The organism is Pauljensenia sp. 20925_1_25 (genome assembly GCF_041433955.1).
GTDB lineage: Bacteria > Actinomycetota > Actinomycetes > Actinomycetales > Actinomycetaceae > Pauljensenia.
Genome location: NZ_JAPWCL010000006.1, coordinates 1 through 13435 on the forward strand (window position 1 = coordinate 1; position 13435 = coordinate 13435).

Annotated in this window: 11 protein-coding genes; 3 read left to right on the plus strand and 8 right to left on the minus strand. The window is 64.8% G+C overall.

Features of this window, described 5'->3' with window-relative positions; genetic code table 11:
- Nucleotides 1-54: 54 nt before the first annotated feature.
- The 8 genes from tyrS to pheS all read right to left on the minus strand — a co-directional run bounded on the left by tyrS (nucleotide 55) and on the right by pheS (nucleotide 10521).
- Complete coding sequence (gene tyrS, locus O3932_RS03970; protein WP_296504444.1) at nucleotides 55-1317, minus strand: tyrosine--tRNA ligase; 1263 nt, start codon at nucleotides 1315-1317, stop codon at nucleotides 55-57.
- Nucleotides 1318-1389: 72 nt separating this feature from the next.
- Nucleotides 1390-2817, minus strand: coding sequence for an argininosuccinate lyase (gene argH, locus O3932_RS03975; protein ID WP_009647834.1), 1428 nt, complete (start codon nucleotides 2815-2817; stop codon nucleotides 1390-1392).
- 43 nt (nucleotides 2818-2860) lie between these two features.
- The gene (locus O3932_RS03980; protein ID WP_314736681.1) at nucleotides 2861-4219 is read right to left on the minus strand and encodes an O-antigen ligase family protein; all 1359 of its coding nucleotides are present in this window, start codon (nucleotides 4217-4219) and stop codon (nucleotides 2861-2863) included.
- Between the two features lie 97 nt (nucleotides 4220-4316).
- A complete protein-coding gene (locus tag O3932_RS03985) occupies nucleotides 4317-5537 on the minus strand; it encodes an argininosuccinate synthase (protein WP_009647825.1) in 1221 nt (406 codons plus the stop codon).
- 63 nt (nucleotides 5538-5600) lie between these two features.
- The gene (gene argR, locus O3932_RS03990; RefSeq protein ID WP_051023510.1) at nucleotides 5601-6122 is read right to left on the minus strand and encodes an arginine repressor; all 522 of its coding nucleotides are present in this window, start codon (nucleotides 6120-6122) and stop codon (nucleotides 5601-5603) included.
- A gap of 74 nt (nucleotides 6123-6196) precedes the next feature.
- Nucleotides 6197-6685: a flavodoxin domain-containing protein gene (locus O3932_RS03995; RefSeq protein WP_009647824.1), complete on the minus strand. Its 489-nt coding sequence runs from the start codon at nucleotides 6683-6685 to the stop codon at nucleotides 6197-6199.
- A 100-nt stretch (nucleotides 6686-6785) separates the two neighbouring features.
- Nucleotides 6786-9434 (minus strand): phenylalanine--tRNA ligase subunit beta, encoded by a 2649-nt coding sequence (pheT, locus tag O3932_RS04000; RefSeq protein ID WP_034504611.1) that lies wholly within the window; start codon nucleotides 9432-9434, stop codon nucleotides 6786-6788.
- 1 nt (nucleotide 9435) lies between these two features.
- Nucleotides 9436-10521 carry a phenylalanine--tRNA ligase subunit alpha gene (gene pheS, locus O3932_RS04005; RefSeq protein ID WP_009647819.1) on the minus strand — a complete coding sequence of 362 codons (1086 nt, stop codon included), beginning with the start codon at nucleotides 10519-10521 and terminating at the stop codon, nucleotides 9436-9438.
- 169 nt (nucleotides 10522-10690) lie between these two features.
- Here pheS and panB point away from each other — a divergent pair, with 169 nt between their 5' ends.
- The 3 genes from panB to ppgK all read left to right on the plus strand — a co-directional run bounded on the left by panB (nucleotide 10691) and on the right by ppgK (nucleotide 13378).
- Complete coding sequence (panB, locus tag O3932_RS04010; RefSeq protein WP_371536393.1) at nucleotides 10691-11551, plus strand: 3-methyl-2-oxobutanoate hydroxymethyltransferase; 861 nt, start codon at nucleotides 10691-10693, stop codon at nucleotides 11549-11551.
- 28 nt (nucleotides 11552-11579) lie between these two features.
- Nucleotides 11580-12464, plus strand: coding sequence for a type I methionyl aminopeptidase (gene map, locus O3932_RS04015; protein WP_296504449.1), 885 nt, complete (start codon nucleotides 11580-11582; stop codon nucleotides 12462-12464).
- Nucleotides 12465-12628: 164 nt separating this feature from the next.
- Nucleotides 12629-13378: a polyphosphate--glucose phosphotransferase gene (gene ppgK, locus O3932_RS04020; protein WP_009647816.1), complete on the plus strand. Its 750-nt coding sequence runs from the start codon at nucleotides 12629-12631 to the stop codon at nucleotides 13376-13378.
- Nucleotides 13379-13435: the final 57 nt, after the last annotated feature.

Here is a 13435-nt window from a genome sequence, read left to right on the forward strand (position 1 = left end):
TGCAAGGAAAAGAGGGCATCCGAAAAATTTCGGATGCCCTCTTTTCACGCCTGATCAGTGGAGCTCAACGACCGCGAGATTCTTGCGTCCCTTGCGAATGAGAGCCAAACCACCGGCAAGTAGGTCATTCTCCCCGAAAACAGCCTCGGGGTCCTCAACCTTCACGTTATTGACGGAAGCACCGCCGGAGGAAATGGTGCGGCGTGCGGCCGTCTTGCCTTTCTCAAAGCCCAGGGCGACGAGAGCGTCGGCGACGGTGGACTCGCCCAGGGTCAAAGAAGCACGGGGAAGGTCTGCGGTCGCGGCGGCCAGGGTGGCCTCGTCGAGATCACGGATGTCACCGCCGCCCCACAGGGCCTGGGTCGCAGCGAGAACACGCTCGAGCTGATCAGCACCGTGCACCAGCTCCGTGACGGAGGCAGCCAGGGCCTTCTGCGCGGCACGCTGGTGAGGACGCTCGGCGACCTCGAGCGCCAGAGCTTCGATCTCCTCGCGCGACTTGAAAGTGAAGATCTTCAGGAAACGGACCACGTCCTCGTCAGCCACCTGCAGCCAGAACTGGTAGAAGGCGTAGGGGGTCATCATCTCCGGGTCGAGCCAGATAGCCCCGCCCTCAGACTTGCCGAACTTGGTGCCGTCGGCCTTGGTGATGATCGGCGTGGTCATGACGTGGGTATCAACACCCTCAACCTTACGGATTAGGTCGACGCCGCCGACCATGTTGCCCCACTGGTCGTTGCCACCGGTTTCGAGCGTGCAGCCGTGACGACGGTAGAGCTCAAGGAAATCGTTGGCCTGGAGCACCTGGTAGGAGAATTCCGTGTAGGAGATACCCTCGTCTGACGCGATTCGACGGGCGACGATGTCCTTGTTGAGCATGGTTCCCACGCGGAAGTATTTGCCGATAGTGCGCAGCAGGTCGATGGCGCTCATTTCCTGGGTCCAATCCAGGTTGTTCACCATCTGCGCGGCGGCGGGCCCCTCGAAGTCGAGGAACTTCGAGATCTGCGCACGCAGGCGTTCCGCCCAGCCTCGCACAACCTCGGTGGATTGCAGCTGACGCTCGCCACTCTGACGCGGATCTCCGATCTGACCGGTCGCTCCGCCCACGAGCGCGAGCGGGCGGTGGCCCGCAAGCTGCAGGTGCCGCATGACGATCAGCTGGACGAGGTGGCCATGGTGCAGGGAGGGGGCCGTCGGGTCGTAACCGCAATAGAAGGTGACAGGTCCGGCGCTCAGGTGTGCGCGAAGCGCCTCGAGGTCGGTGTGCTGCGCGAGCAGCCCACGCCACTGCAGGTCGTCCAGAATGTCTGTCACGAAAGTTGTCCTTCCTTGCGGATTTGACGGGTTGTTGTGGTTGTAAGTGTATCGGCTTCGCAGCCAGGGGCGTTAGCGCAGCCCAGCGACCGCCCACTGCCATGCATCCTCGAGGCCAGCCCGGGCCTCGTCGAGCTGCTCGGCCACGCGTACCGGTGCGGTACCGCCGCGACCCAGGCGCGCGCCGACGGAGCCGTCGACGGTGAGCACGGAACGTACCTCGGGGTCGAGATGGGACGAGGCCTGGGCGAGTTCAGCATCGGTCAGATCCGCGAGTTCCACTCCCCTGGCTTCGGCGAGGCGAACGCAAGCACCCGAGATCTCGTGCGCATCGCGGAACGGCACGCCGCGCTTGACGAGCCATTCAGCGATGTCGGTGGCCAGCGAGAAACCCTGAGGGGCGAGCTCGGCGAGGCGCTCGAGGTGGATGGTCATCGTGTCGATCATGCCGGCGACGGCGGGGCACAGGACGTCGAGAGTGTCGATCTGATCGAAGACGGGTTCCTTGTCTTCCTGCAGGTCGCGGTCGTATGCCAGGGGCAGGGCCTTGAGGACAGCGAGGAGGGCGGTCAGGTCGCCGATGAGACGGCCGGCCTTGCCGCGCGCGAGCTCGGCGACGTCGGGATTCTTCTTCTGGGGCATGATCGACGAGCCGGTCGAGTAGGAGTCGTCGAGCGTAACGTAACCGAATTCCTTGGTGTTCCAGATAACGATCTCTTCGCTCAGGCGGGAGATGTCGATGCCGATCTGAACGCAGATGAAGGAGAACTCGGCGACGACATCGCGCGCGGCGGTGCCGTCGATGGAGTTTTCGACGGAGTCACTAAAACCGAGGGCCGCGGCGATGCGGCGCGGATCCATGCCGAGGGTGTTACCAGCGAGTGCGCCGGAACCGTAGGGAGAGATGGCGGCGCGTTTGTCCCAGTCGCGCAGGCGGGCCACGTCGCGCAGGAGCGGCCAGACATGGGCCAACAGGTGGTGGGCGACGAGGACGGGCTGGGCATGCTGCATGTGGGTACGTCCCGGCATGACGGCGTCTCCCGCGCGCTCAGCTTGGCCGACGAGGGCCTGAGCGATGTCGAGAACGCGACCAGCCAGGTGGCGCGCCTCTTCACGCAGATACACGCGAATGAGAGTAGCGATCTGGTCGTTGCGCGAGCGTCCGGCGCGCAGCTTGCCGCCCAGGGTCGCGCCCGCCCGCTCAATCAGGCCGCGCTCGAGCGCGGTGTGCACGTCTTCATCGTCGGGGCTGGGAACGAAGGCTCCTGAAGAAACGTCAGCGTCGAGCCGCGACAGAGCGTCATGCATGTCCGCACACTCTTGGTCGGAGAGCAAACCAACGCGGTGCAGCTCGTCGGCATGCGCGTGCGAGCCTGCGATGTCGACGTGGGCAAGCCGGAAATCGAAGTGGGTCGAGACACTCAGCGCGGCAAGCGCCTGCGACGGCCCACCAGCAAAGCGGCCACCCCACAAGGACACGTGCGTTTCGGACTGCGACATGGTGGACCTCCCGAGGTCGACAAAGGGAATAAACGTTCTGGACTTAAGAGTATTCGAGATACTGTCGTGCCGCCGACGGCCATACGATGGGTACCTCTCCGCGCACCTTGACCCACGTGGCGATGATGACGAAGAGCATCCAGTTGCCTTCGAAGAGAAGGCGGGATTCGGTGAAGGACTGGATGAACATTGCGATCATGAGAACGGCAGGGATGACGTCCCACAGGTTGTCGTCGATGTGGGCGACCGCGACCTTGACGACGCGGAACAACGTCCAGATGATCGCTGCCGTCGCCAGGAACGCGCCTACGCAACCTGTCGTCAGGGCCGCCTCCACGTAGGCATTGTGAGCCTGGTTCGTCGATGTTCCGTCCTGACGCACCACAAGGCCCGCGAATGGTTCCAGCCACGTGGGCCAGCCAATAAACCATCCCCAGCCCCCAAGCGGGCGCTCAGCGATGAGCGGCGCGGCGGAGTGCCAGATGATGGAGCGCCCGCTCATGTCCGGGCTACGCCCAAAGGCATCGGCGATCCAATGCCGCGCAAAGAATGCAATAACCGCCGCGATGATGCCCGTCCCCGTGAAGATACCGACGACGCGCAGGCGCAGGTGCACGGGGACGCGCCGCTGAACGACCAAGCCCACGACAACAGTCAAGCAACCCGCGGTAGACAGAGCGACTGTCGCGGATTGCGTGAGGAGCAAGGTGACGCCGCACGCAGCGAGCCACGCGAGCGTGGAGGGCAGCGCGCGCCTGGTCTGCATCCAGCGCAGCACCAGGCACACAGCCAGCAGCAGCGCTATGAAGGCCAGCGGGTTACGGTTACCGGGGAAGCCCTGAATTGGGCCTCCCTCGAATAATCGCCCGTCCACCCAATAGGAGGATGCCGGCAGGTGGCCTCTCCCCCACAGGGTGGGCGGCGCCAAGGGTCCCCGACCAATGACGGCCACCACAAGCTCGAGAATGAAAGAGGACGCGATAATCCATTGGAAGGACAAGATGAGTGACTCGACCAGGTCTGTCAGCGGCAGAGCGACGGAGACGGCTATTGCCACTAAGGTGAGCGCCGATTGGACCACCCAGTATTGGGCGCTCAGCGCCGGGTCAATCGACCAGATGCACGTGACGGCGCACCACAGGACGAACATGCTGATCGTCGTCGGGAAACGACGCAGCAGCAGCGAGCGGCCGGAGCTGCGGAAAAGAACGACGAAGGCCGCGAGGAGAATGAGCATCGGAACGAGAGAACCGATGTCGCCGAAGATGCCGCGAATACCTTTACCCGCGAACCCGACGAAAAACATGCCTGCCACCGTGTAGCGCATCATCCGTTCGTGCATGGCCTCATCCTGATCGACGCCCGCCGTAGCATCAATCGCCGCACTCTCTTGATACGTCATACCGACACAGTAAGCGAGGTGGGAGCGTCGTCGCCGACGCTCCCACCCCTTGAAACACAACTGAAACATTCCCTGTGAGAGAACCCTCAATGAGTACTCAGTACCCCATATCAACACCGAAGCGCACATCACGCGCAGCGGCCAGCTTGGACTGCAAGCCGTAGATGTCGATGAAGCCGCGCGAGGAGGACTGGTCGAAAGTATCGCCGGTCTCGTATGTCGCGAGGTTGAAGTCGTAGAGCGAGGACTCTGATCGGCGCCCATTGACGGTCGCGCGTCCGCCGTGCAGGATCATGCGGATATCGCCGGAGACATACTGCTGAGTGTGCTCGATGAAAGCGTCCATCGACTTCTTGAGTGGCGAGTACCACTGGGCCTCGTACACCAGCTCGCCCCATGTCTGCTCGAGCTGACGCTTGTAGCGGTGCTGCATGCGTTCGAGGGTGACGGCCTCGAGGGCCTGGTGGGCCTCGATGAGCGCGACGGCTCCTGGGGCCTCGTAAATTTCGCGCGACTTGATGCCGACGAGGCGGTCCTCAACCATGTCGATGCGGCCGATGCCCTGGAGGCCGGCGCGACGGTTCATTTCCTGGATAGCCTCAAGCGGGGTGACGGGACGTCCGTCGATAGCGACAGGGATACCCTTGTCGAAGGTGATGACGACTTCGTCCGGCAGCGGCGGGTAGGTGGGGTCGTCGGTGTAGTTGTAGACATCCTTGGTGGGGGCATTCCACAGGTCTTCGAGGAAGCCGGTTTCGATGGCGCGACCCCACACGTTCTGGTCAATCGAGAAGGGGTTGTGCTTCGTCGTTTCGATCGGCAGGTTGCGCTTCTCGGCGTACTCGATGGCAACGTCGCGGGTCAGGGCAAGATCGCGCACCGGGGAGATGCAGTCCATGTCGGGGGCCATCGAAGTGATGGAGACCTCGAAGCGGACCTGGTCGTTACCCTTGCCGGTGCAGCCGTGGGCGACGGTGGTGGCACCGAATTCGCGGGCGGCCTTGACCAGGTGCTTGGTGATGACGGGGCGCGACAGCGCGGAAACGAGCGGGTACTTGCCTTCGTAGAGCGCGTTGGCCTTCAGGGCCGGCATGCAGTATTCGCTTGCAAATTCGTCGCGGGCGTCGGCGACGTAAGCCTCGACAGCTCCACAGTCGAGCGCGCGCTGGCGGATGACCTCGAGGTCCTCGCCGCCCTGGCCGACGTCGACGGCGACGGCCACGACTTCGCGGCCGGTCTGCTCTCCGATCCATCCGATGGCGACAGAGGTGTCCAGGCCGCCTGAATAGGCCAGAACAACGCGATCTTTGCTCGACATGTGGATTCCTTCCAAATGGGGTTTCGTAGGTTCGTGTGCCCGCTCGTCGGGACGAGGCCGGGGCTAGTTGTCGGGGAGCGCAGCGGGTTCCGCGAGGGCGAGGAGCATGCGTTCGATTGCGCTCGCGTCCTCACTCGAGCGACAGATCACGAGGATCGTGTCGTCGCCTGCGATCGTTCCGGCAATCTCGTCGCGCCGCACGGCGTCAATGGAGGAGGCGAGGAGGTTCGCGGCTCCGACCTGCGTGCGCAATACAAGCTGGTTATCGACCTTCACGGAGGTGACGAGCAGGAGCTGACACCAGCGGGCGAGACGAACATTGGCCGCTTCAGCGTCGTGGGTCGCACCTCCGTCATGGTCGGGCACGGTGTAGATGAGCACGCCCGAGGCGTTGCGCACCTTGGTGGCCCGCAGGTCCATGAGGTCGCGTGAGAGTGTCGTCTGGGTAACGTCGATGCCCCGCTCGGCCAGGCGGGATCGAAGGGCTTCCTGGCTGCCGATTGACTCGGAGGCGAGGAGGTCGCGGATCATTTCATGCCTGGCACTCTTGGTGCTGGGGAACGCTGCTGCTGGACTCATATGCATGATTATACATTCATATGCATATTAGTGTGCAAGCGGGTGAGTCGCGTCGCTCACCCGCTCAGCACCTGACAGCGTCAGCCCTGCAGAGCCTCGACAATCTTGTCAGCCCACTGATCAACGGCGTCCCAGTCACGGAAGTCACCCTCGACAACGCCGGCCAAACGCGCGACGGAACGCTCACGCAGGGACAGCAGAGAGGGCTTGTAACGGCCCGGGAAAGTATGCAGCTCGCGGCAGCGCACGTGTGTGAGCAGCGGGCCGACGCGCGTGCCATCCTGCTCCGAGTGCTTGGGAACGCCATTCATGCCAACAGAGAAGGCCCACACCTGTCCGACGGGCAGATCGTCCTTGAAGCGCTCCATGAAGTCGTGCGCCTCGGGCATCCACTGGAGAATGTAGACAGCCGAGCCAACAATCACGGCGTCATATCCCTCGACGGAGGTCACATCGGCCGGCGCAAGACGGTCGACAGTGATGCCACTCGCTTCAATGCGCTTGGCAATGGCGTCGGCGACCTCATCCGTCGCCCCGTGCTTTGATGCTGCAGTTACAAGGATGTGCATAGGCCCATACTAAAGCGAAGACCGGTCGAATCTGCGGGTGCAACGCCCCAAATGAGTGGGGCACCACACGTGAGATTCAACCGGCCTTCTGCTGAGTATGTCAGGCGCGCAGCGAGGCTCCGAGGACCTTGGCAGCCTTCGTGACCACCTGCTTGCGGACGGCCTCGGATTCCTTGGCAGTCAGCGTGTGGTCGGCGGCGCGCAGGCGCAGCGCGAAGGCGAGCGAACGGTAACCCTCGGGCACCTGGTCTCCCTCGTAAATGTCGAAGAGGGTGACGGACTCGGCGAGCGGGCCAGCCCCCTGGCGCACGATCTGCTCGACGCGTGCAGCCGGGATGTCGGAGGGCACCACGAGCGCGATGTCTTCCTTGGCCAGCGGGAACGTCGAGACGCCCTTGACCTGGATCGGATCGGCGCTCATGTGCGCGATCAGCGCGTCCATGTCAATCTCAAAGGCGCAGGAGCGAGCGGGCAGGCCGAAGGCACGGCAGGTCGCCGGCGAAAGCTCGCCGGCGAGCGCCACGTCCACCAGGTCGCGACCGGCGCGCACGAACACGCGAGCGACGCGGCCAGGGTGGAAGGGGGCCACGTCCGCGGGATCGCTAGCGGGAGCGGGCATCGGGGCACCCTTGTGCGCGGGAACGTGGTCCATCCACGCGCGGGTCACCTCGACGCGCACGCCCAGATCCGAGGCGACACGACGCACGTACTCGAGGGCGTCAGCCCAGTCGTAGGCGCGCGGATTCGACACGACACCTGCGGCCTCGGCCGCGCCGGTCAGGACGCCGCCGATATGCCAGGGCTGGGCGGGAATACCTGCCTCCAGCGCGGCGAGCACCTCGTCGGAGGGCCTCTCCTGCGCGCCGGGAAGCGGCGCGGGGACAGTGCCGTGGGGACGGGCAACCTTGGCGATCTCGAAGACGGCGACATCCGCATTGGAGCGCGAGACGTTGCGGCCAGCGACGTCGAGGAGCGTGTCGAGCACCGAGGTGCGCAGCCACGGGGAATCGTCCGCCATCGGGTTGCGCAGGCGCAGGGCCTCGCGGCGCGGATCATCCGCAGGGATACCCTGGCGATCCCACGTATCGGACACGAAGGGGTAGGACTCGACCTCGACGAGGCCGCCGTCGGCCAGTGCAGCGGCGGCCAGACGGCGTGCCTTCTGCGCTGTTGTCAGACCATGGCCCGCCGGGGCGGTCGGCATGACAACGGGAATGTTGTCGTAGCCGTCGAGGCGTGCGACTTCTTCGACCAGGTCGGCAGGCAGCGTCAGATCGGGACGCCACGAGGGGGCGGTCACCGTGAAGACGTCATTCACCGGACCTTCGACGAGGCAGCCGACCGTCGTCAGCAGCTCAGCGATACGCTCGGGGCTGTGAGCGACGCCGGTAAGACGCTGGGCCTCACCCACGGGCAGCGAAATGACGGTCGCGTCGGCGCGCTGATCCACGTCGGTGACACCCTCATCGACGGTGCCACCGCCGTATTCAATGAGGAGCTCGACAGCACGCTGGGCAGCCACCGCAGGAAGCTGCGGGTCGGTGCCACGCTCGAAGCGCTTGGAGGATTCGGAATGCAGCTTGTGACGGCGGGCGCTGCGCGCGATAGACACCGAGTCAAAGTGGGCGGCCTCGAACAGGATGTCCGTGGTTCCCTCCTCCACCTCGGAGTAGGCACCGCCCATGACACCGGCGATACCGATGATGCGAGAACCCTCACCCTGGGGCGAGTCGGTGATGAGCAGGTCCTGTTCATCCAGCTCGCGCTTCTCATCGTCCAGGGTCACGAGCGATTCACCTGCGCGTGCGCGACGCACGACGATCGGCGCGGCCAGCGCGCCCAGGTCGTAGGCGTGCATCGGCTGGCCCAGGTCCAGCATGACGTAGTTCGTGATGTCGACGGGCAGCGACAGGGAACGCATACCGGCGGCCTCGAGGCGCTCGACCATCCATCGCGGGGTCGGCGCGGCGGGGTTCGTGCCGCGAACGATGCGCGCGACAAAGCGGTCAACGCCCTCGCGGCCGCGGATCGGCGCGTCGTCAGCAAAGACCACGGGGAAGCCGTCGGCGTTGGCTGCGGGCGGCTCAGCCGCGATAACACCCGGCAGACCCGGGTCACGGAAGGCTGCGCCCGTCGAGTGAGAGTACTCGCGCGCGATGCCGCGCATCGAGAAGCAGTAGCCGCGGTCCGGGGTCACGTTGATCTCGAGGACTTCCTCGCCCAGACCCAGCCAGGACACGATGTCTGTGCCGACGGCGGGGATCTCGCGGTCCGGGAAGTACTTGGGCAGCACGATGATGCCGTCGTGGTCCTCCCCCAGACCCAGCTCACGTGCGGAGCAGATCATGCCGTCAGAGATGTGACCGTAGGTCTTACGCGCGGCGATCTGGAAGTCACCCGGTAGCACGGCACCCGGCAGCGAGACGACCACCAGGTCGTCGACGTCGAAGTTGTGCGCACCGCAGATGATGCCACGGCTCGGCAGCTCCGAGGGTTCCTTGCCCGTGCCGGGGGCATCGTTGTACTCGCCCACGTCCACGCGGCAGTAATTGACGACCTTGCCGTTCGAGGCGGTCTCCTCCACGCGCGTCAGGACGCGGCCCACGACGAGGGGGCCGATGACGCGGGCAGGATGGATTTCCTCTTCCTCGAGGCCGACCTTGACCAGGGCGGCGGCCAGCGCCTCGGCGTCGGTGCCGTCAACGACGTCGACGTGGTCAGCCAGCCAGCTCAGCGGAACCATAGGCATGTCAGTTTCCCCTTCCATTGATGCCGAACTGCTGGGAGAAACGAACGTCTCCCTCGACGATGTCGTGCATGTCAGCGATGCCGTGACGCAGCATCAGCGTACGTTCGATACCCATGCCGAACGCGAAGCCCGAGTAGACCTCGGGGTCGATACCGTTGGCGCGCAGGACGTTGGGATTGACCATGCCGCAGCCGCCCCATTCGATCCAGCCGGGACCGCCCTTCTTCTGGGGGAACCACAGGTCCATCTCGGCACTGGGCTCGGTGAAGGGGAAGTAGGAGGGACGCAGGCGGGTCTTCGCCTCGGGGCCGAACATGGCCTTGGCGAAGTGGTCCAGGACACCCTTGAGGTGCGCCATCGTCAGGCCCTTGTCGACCGCGAGACCCTCGACCTGGTGGAACACGGGCGTGTGCGTCGCGTCCAGGGCGTCAGAGCGGAAGACCTTACCCGGGCAGGCGATGTAGAGCGGAACGCCGCGGCTGAGCATCGAGTGGGACTGCACCGGCGAGGTGTGCGTGCGCATCACCAGGTGACCGTCTTCCTCCTTCTCACCGCCAGCAGAACGCCCGTCGATGTAGAGGGTGTCCTGCATCTGGCGGGCAGGGTGATCGATGTCGAAGTTGAGCGAATCGAAGTTGAACCACTCGTGCTCGATCTCGGGACCCTCGGCGATGTCCCAGCCCATGGCAACGAAGAAGTCAGCGACCTCTTCCATGAGCGTCTCCAGGGGGTGGCGCGCACCGGCGGCGCGGCGGCGCGTGGGGACCGTGACGTCCACTGATTCCTCGACCAGCATGCGGGCCTCGTGCTCGGCAGCGAGGATCTCCTTGCGAGCGTCGAGGGCCTCGGTCAGCGCCTTGCGCGCCTGTCCGAGGTTCTTACCAGCCAGACCACGCTTCGAGGGCTCGAGCGAACCGATGGTGCGGTTCGCGGTCACGAGGGGGGCTTGATCTCCGAGAAGCGCGGCGCGGACGGCCTTGAGGGCGTCCAGCGAATCTGCTTCTTTAATATCGACGAGGCCTTGGGCACGCACTGCGTCGACGGCGGCCTCATCGAGAGGATCAAGGTCAGGGGCATTGCCAGCCATGTCCTGCTTCCTTCTTCTTTCCTACTGGGGGCATTACTGCGCGCATCACGCGCACCGCATTCCATCTTACCCGTTCGCACATCCTCACAGCTCACCGGGTTCGCCACCGCGCTACCCTGGGAGGCATGAACGCGCGCGAGCGCACCCGTCGTCTCCAGACAGGAAATCCATGTCTCACATTACGAACCCCGAAGGCGCGGCCCCGGCCTCGTCCTCGAACCCTCCCCTGTTTAACGCCCGACGCGTGCGTGTCCAGCACATCGCGCGCGCCAAGGCCGAGGGCATTCCCCTGACGATGCTGACTGCCTACGACGCGCTCACCGCGCCCATCCTCGAGGCCGCTGGTGTCGACATGCTGCTCATCGGTGATTCGCTGGGCAACGTCATCCTGGGGCACTCCTCCACCTTGCCTGTCACGCTGGAGGACATGGAACGCGCCACGGCGGCCGTCGCACGCTCAACCTCGCGCGCCATGATCGTTGCCGATCTGCCGTTTGGCACCTACGAGGACTCCCCCGAGCATGCCTTCGCGTCCGCGGCCCGCCTCATGAAGGCCGGTGCCCACGCCGTCAAGCTCGAGGGTGGCGAAGCCCGCGCGCACATCATCGCCGCGCTGACCGCGGCAGGTATCCCCGTGTGCGCGCACCTGGGCTACACCCCCCAGTCCGAGAACACGCTGGGCGGCCCACGCATGCAGGGACGAGGCGACGGTGCCGACCAGCTGCGCCGCGACTCCCTCGCCGTCCAGGAGGCCGGCGCTTTTGCCGTCGTCTTCGAGATGGTGCCCGCCGACATCGCCACGGAGCTCACGCAGACGCTGTCCATCGCGACGATCGGCATCGGTGCCGGTCCGAACACTGATGGTCAGGTCCTGGTGTGGTCCGACATGGCCGGATACTCCGACTGGACGCCCTCGTTTGTGCACAAGTTCGGCCAGCTCGGTCAGGCGCTGCATGAGGCCGCCTCCGACTACGTCGGTTCCGTGCGCGAACGCAGCTTCCCCGGACCCAAGAACTACAAGAACGACTGACTTCGCCCACTAGCAGGAGGAAGCACACATGGAAGCATCGCCACTTGCACGCCGCGCGCCGCTGGGCACGCTGAAGCCCGGACGCGTCTCGCCGATGCGCGCCGTACCTGAGCACATCGAACGCCCCGAGTACATGTTCCACGACGGTCCCGAACGCGTGACCGCCTCGGACATCAAGACTCCCGAGACGATCGCGAAGATCCGCGAGGCCGGACGTATCGCCGCCGGTGCCATCGAGGCCGTCGGTGCGGCTATCGCGCCGGGCGTGACCACGGAGGAACTCGACCGCATTGGCCACGAGTACCTGATCGCCCACGACGCCTACCCCTCGTGCCTGGGCTACATGGGATTCCCGAAGTCCATCTGTTCCTCGATCAACGAGGTCATCTGCCACGGCATCCCCGACGACCGCCCACTCGAAGACGGCGACATCATCAACATTGACATCACCGCCTACAAGGACGGCGTCCACGGCGACACCTGCGCCATGTTCGAGGTCGGCACCGTGGACGAGGAATCGCACCTGCTCGTCGAGCGCACCAAGAACGCGATGATGCGCGGCATTAAGGCCGTGGGTCCGGGCCGCGAAATCAATGTGATCGGCCGCGTCATCGAGGCCTACGCGAAGCGTTTCGAGTACGGCGTCGTGCGTGACTACACGGGTCACGGCGTGGGTGAGGCCTTCCATTCGGGCCTGATCGTCCCCCACTACGATGCGGCTCCCGCCTACAACACGGTGATGGAACCGGGGATGGTCTTCACGATTGAACCCATGCTGACCCTCGGCACGGTCGAGTGGGAGCAGTGGGAGGACAACTGGACCATCGTCACCGCCGACCGTTCGCGCACCGCGCAGTTCGAGCACACGATTGTCGTGACCGAGGATGGGGCGGAGATTCTGACCCTCCCCTGAGTCTTTCAACGCACCGCAGCCCGCGTCGTATCTCACGATTCGACGCGGGCTGTTCCCATCTCGTAAACGGATTGCACTTCCCCCGGTGGCGTCCATTACAATTCAGAGACGACGGGCACTAGCAGCCCGCATTCAAACCGACACACGTTACCCGAGGAGGGGTCATGGTTCAGGTCGCTTGCGGCATCGACATCGGCGGATCCGGCGTGAAGGGCGCACTGGTAGATCTGGAGACCGGGGAGTACATCGGCGATCAGATCCGCATCCCGACCCCCAATCCGGCCACACCCGAGGCCGTGGCAACAGTGTGCCGCGAGGTCATCGACCAGCTCGACGTGAAGATTGGCGTTCCGATTGGCGTCACCTTCCCCGCCCCCGTTTTTAACGGCGTGATCCCCTACATGGCGAACCTGGATCAGTCGTGGGTCAACGTCGATGTGGATGCTCTCATGGAGCGCCACCTGGGTCGCGCGGTCGTTGCCCTCAACGACGCGGACGCAGCCGGCATCGCGGAGGTCGCGTACGGCGCGGCGAAGGGCCGCGACGGCGTCATCGTGTTCACCACGCAGGGCACGGGCATCGGCTCGGCGATCATTGTCAACGGCACGCTGCTGACGAACACGGAACTGGGCCACTTGGAGATCGATGGCACCGACGCCGAAAAGAACGCGTCCTCGGGCCAGAAGACCCTCCAGGGCCTGAACTGGGAGCAGTGGGCGCAGCGCCTGCAGCGCTACTACAGCCATGTGGAGTTCCTGCTCAACCCTGATCTGTTTGTCGTGGGCGGCGGCGTGTCGGAGAACCACGAGAAGTTCATGCCGCTGCTGAAACTGAAGACCCCGATGATTCCCGCGAAGCTGCTGAACACGGCTGGCATCGTGGGTGCAGCCTACTACGCGGCGCAGAACTCCTGAGAGGACACCCGTAGCGGCTGGGCCGACAGCCCCACCGACAAACAGAGTGACCCCGAC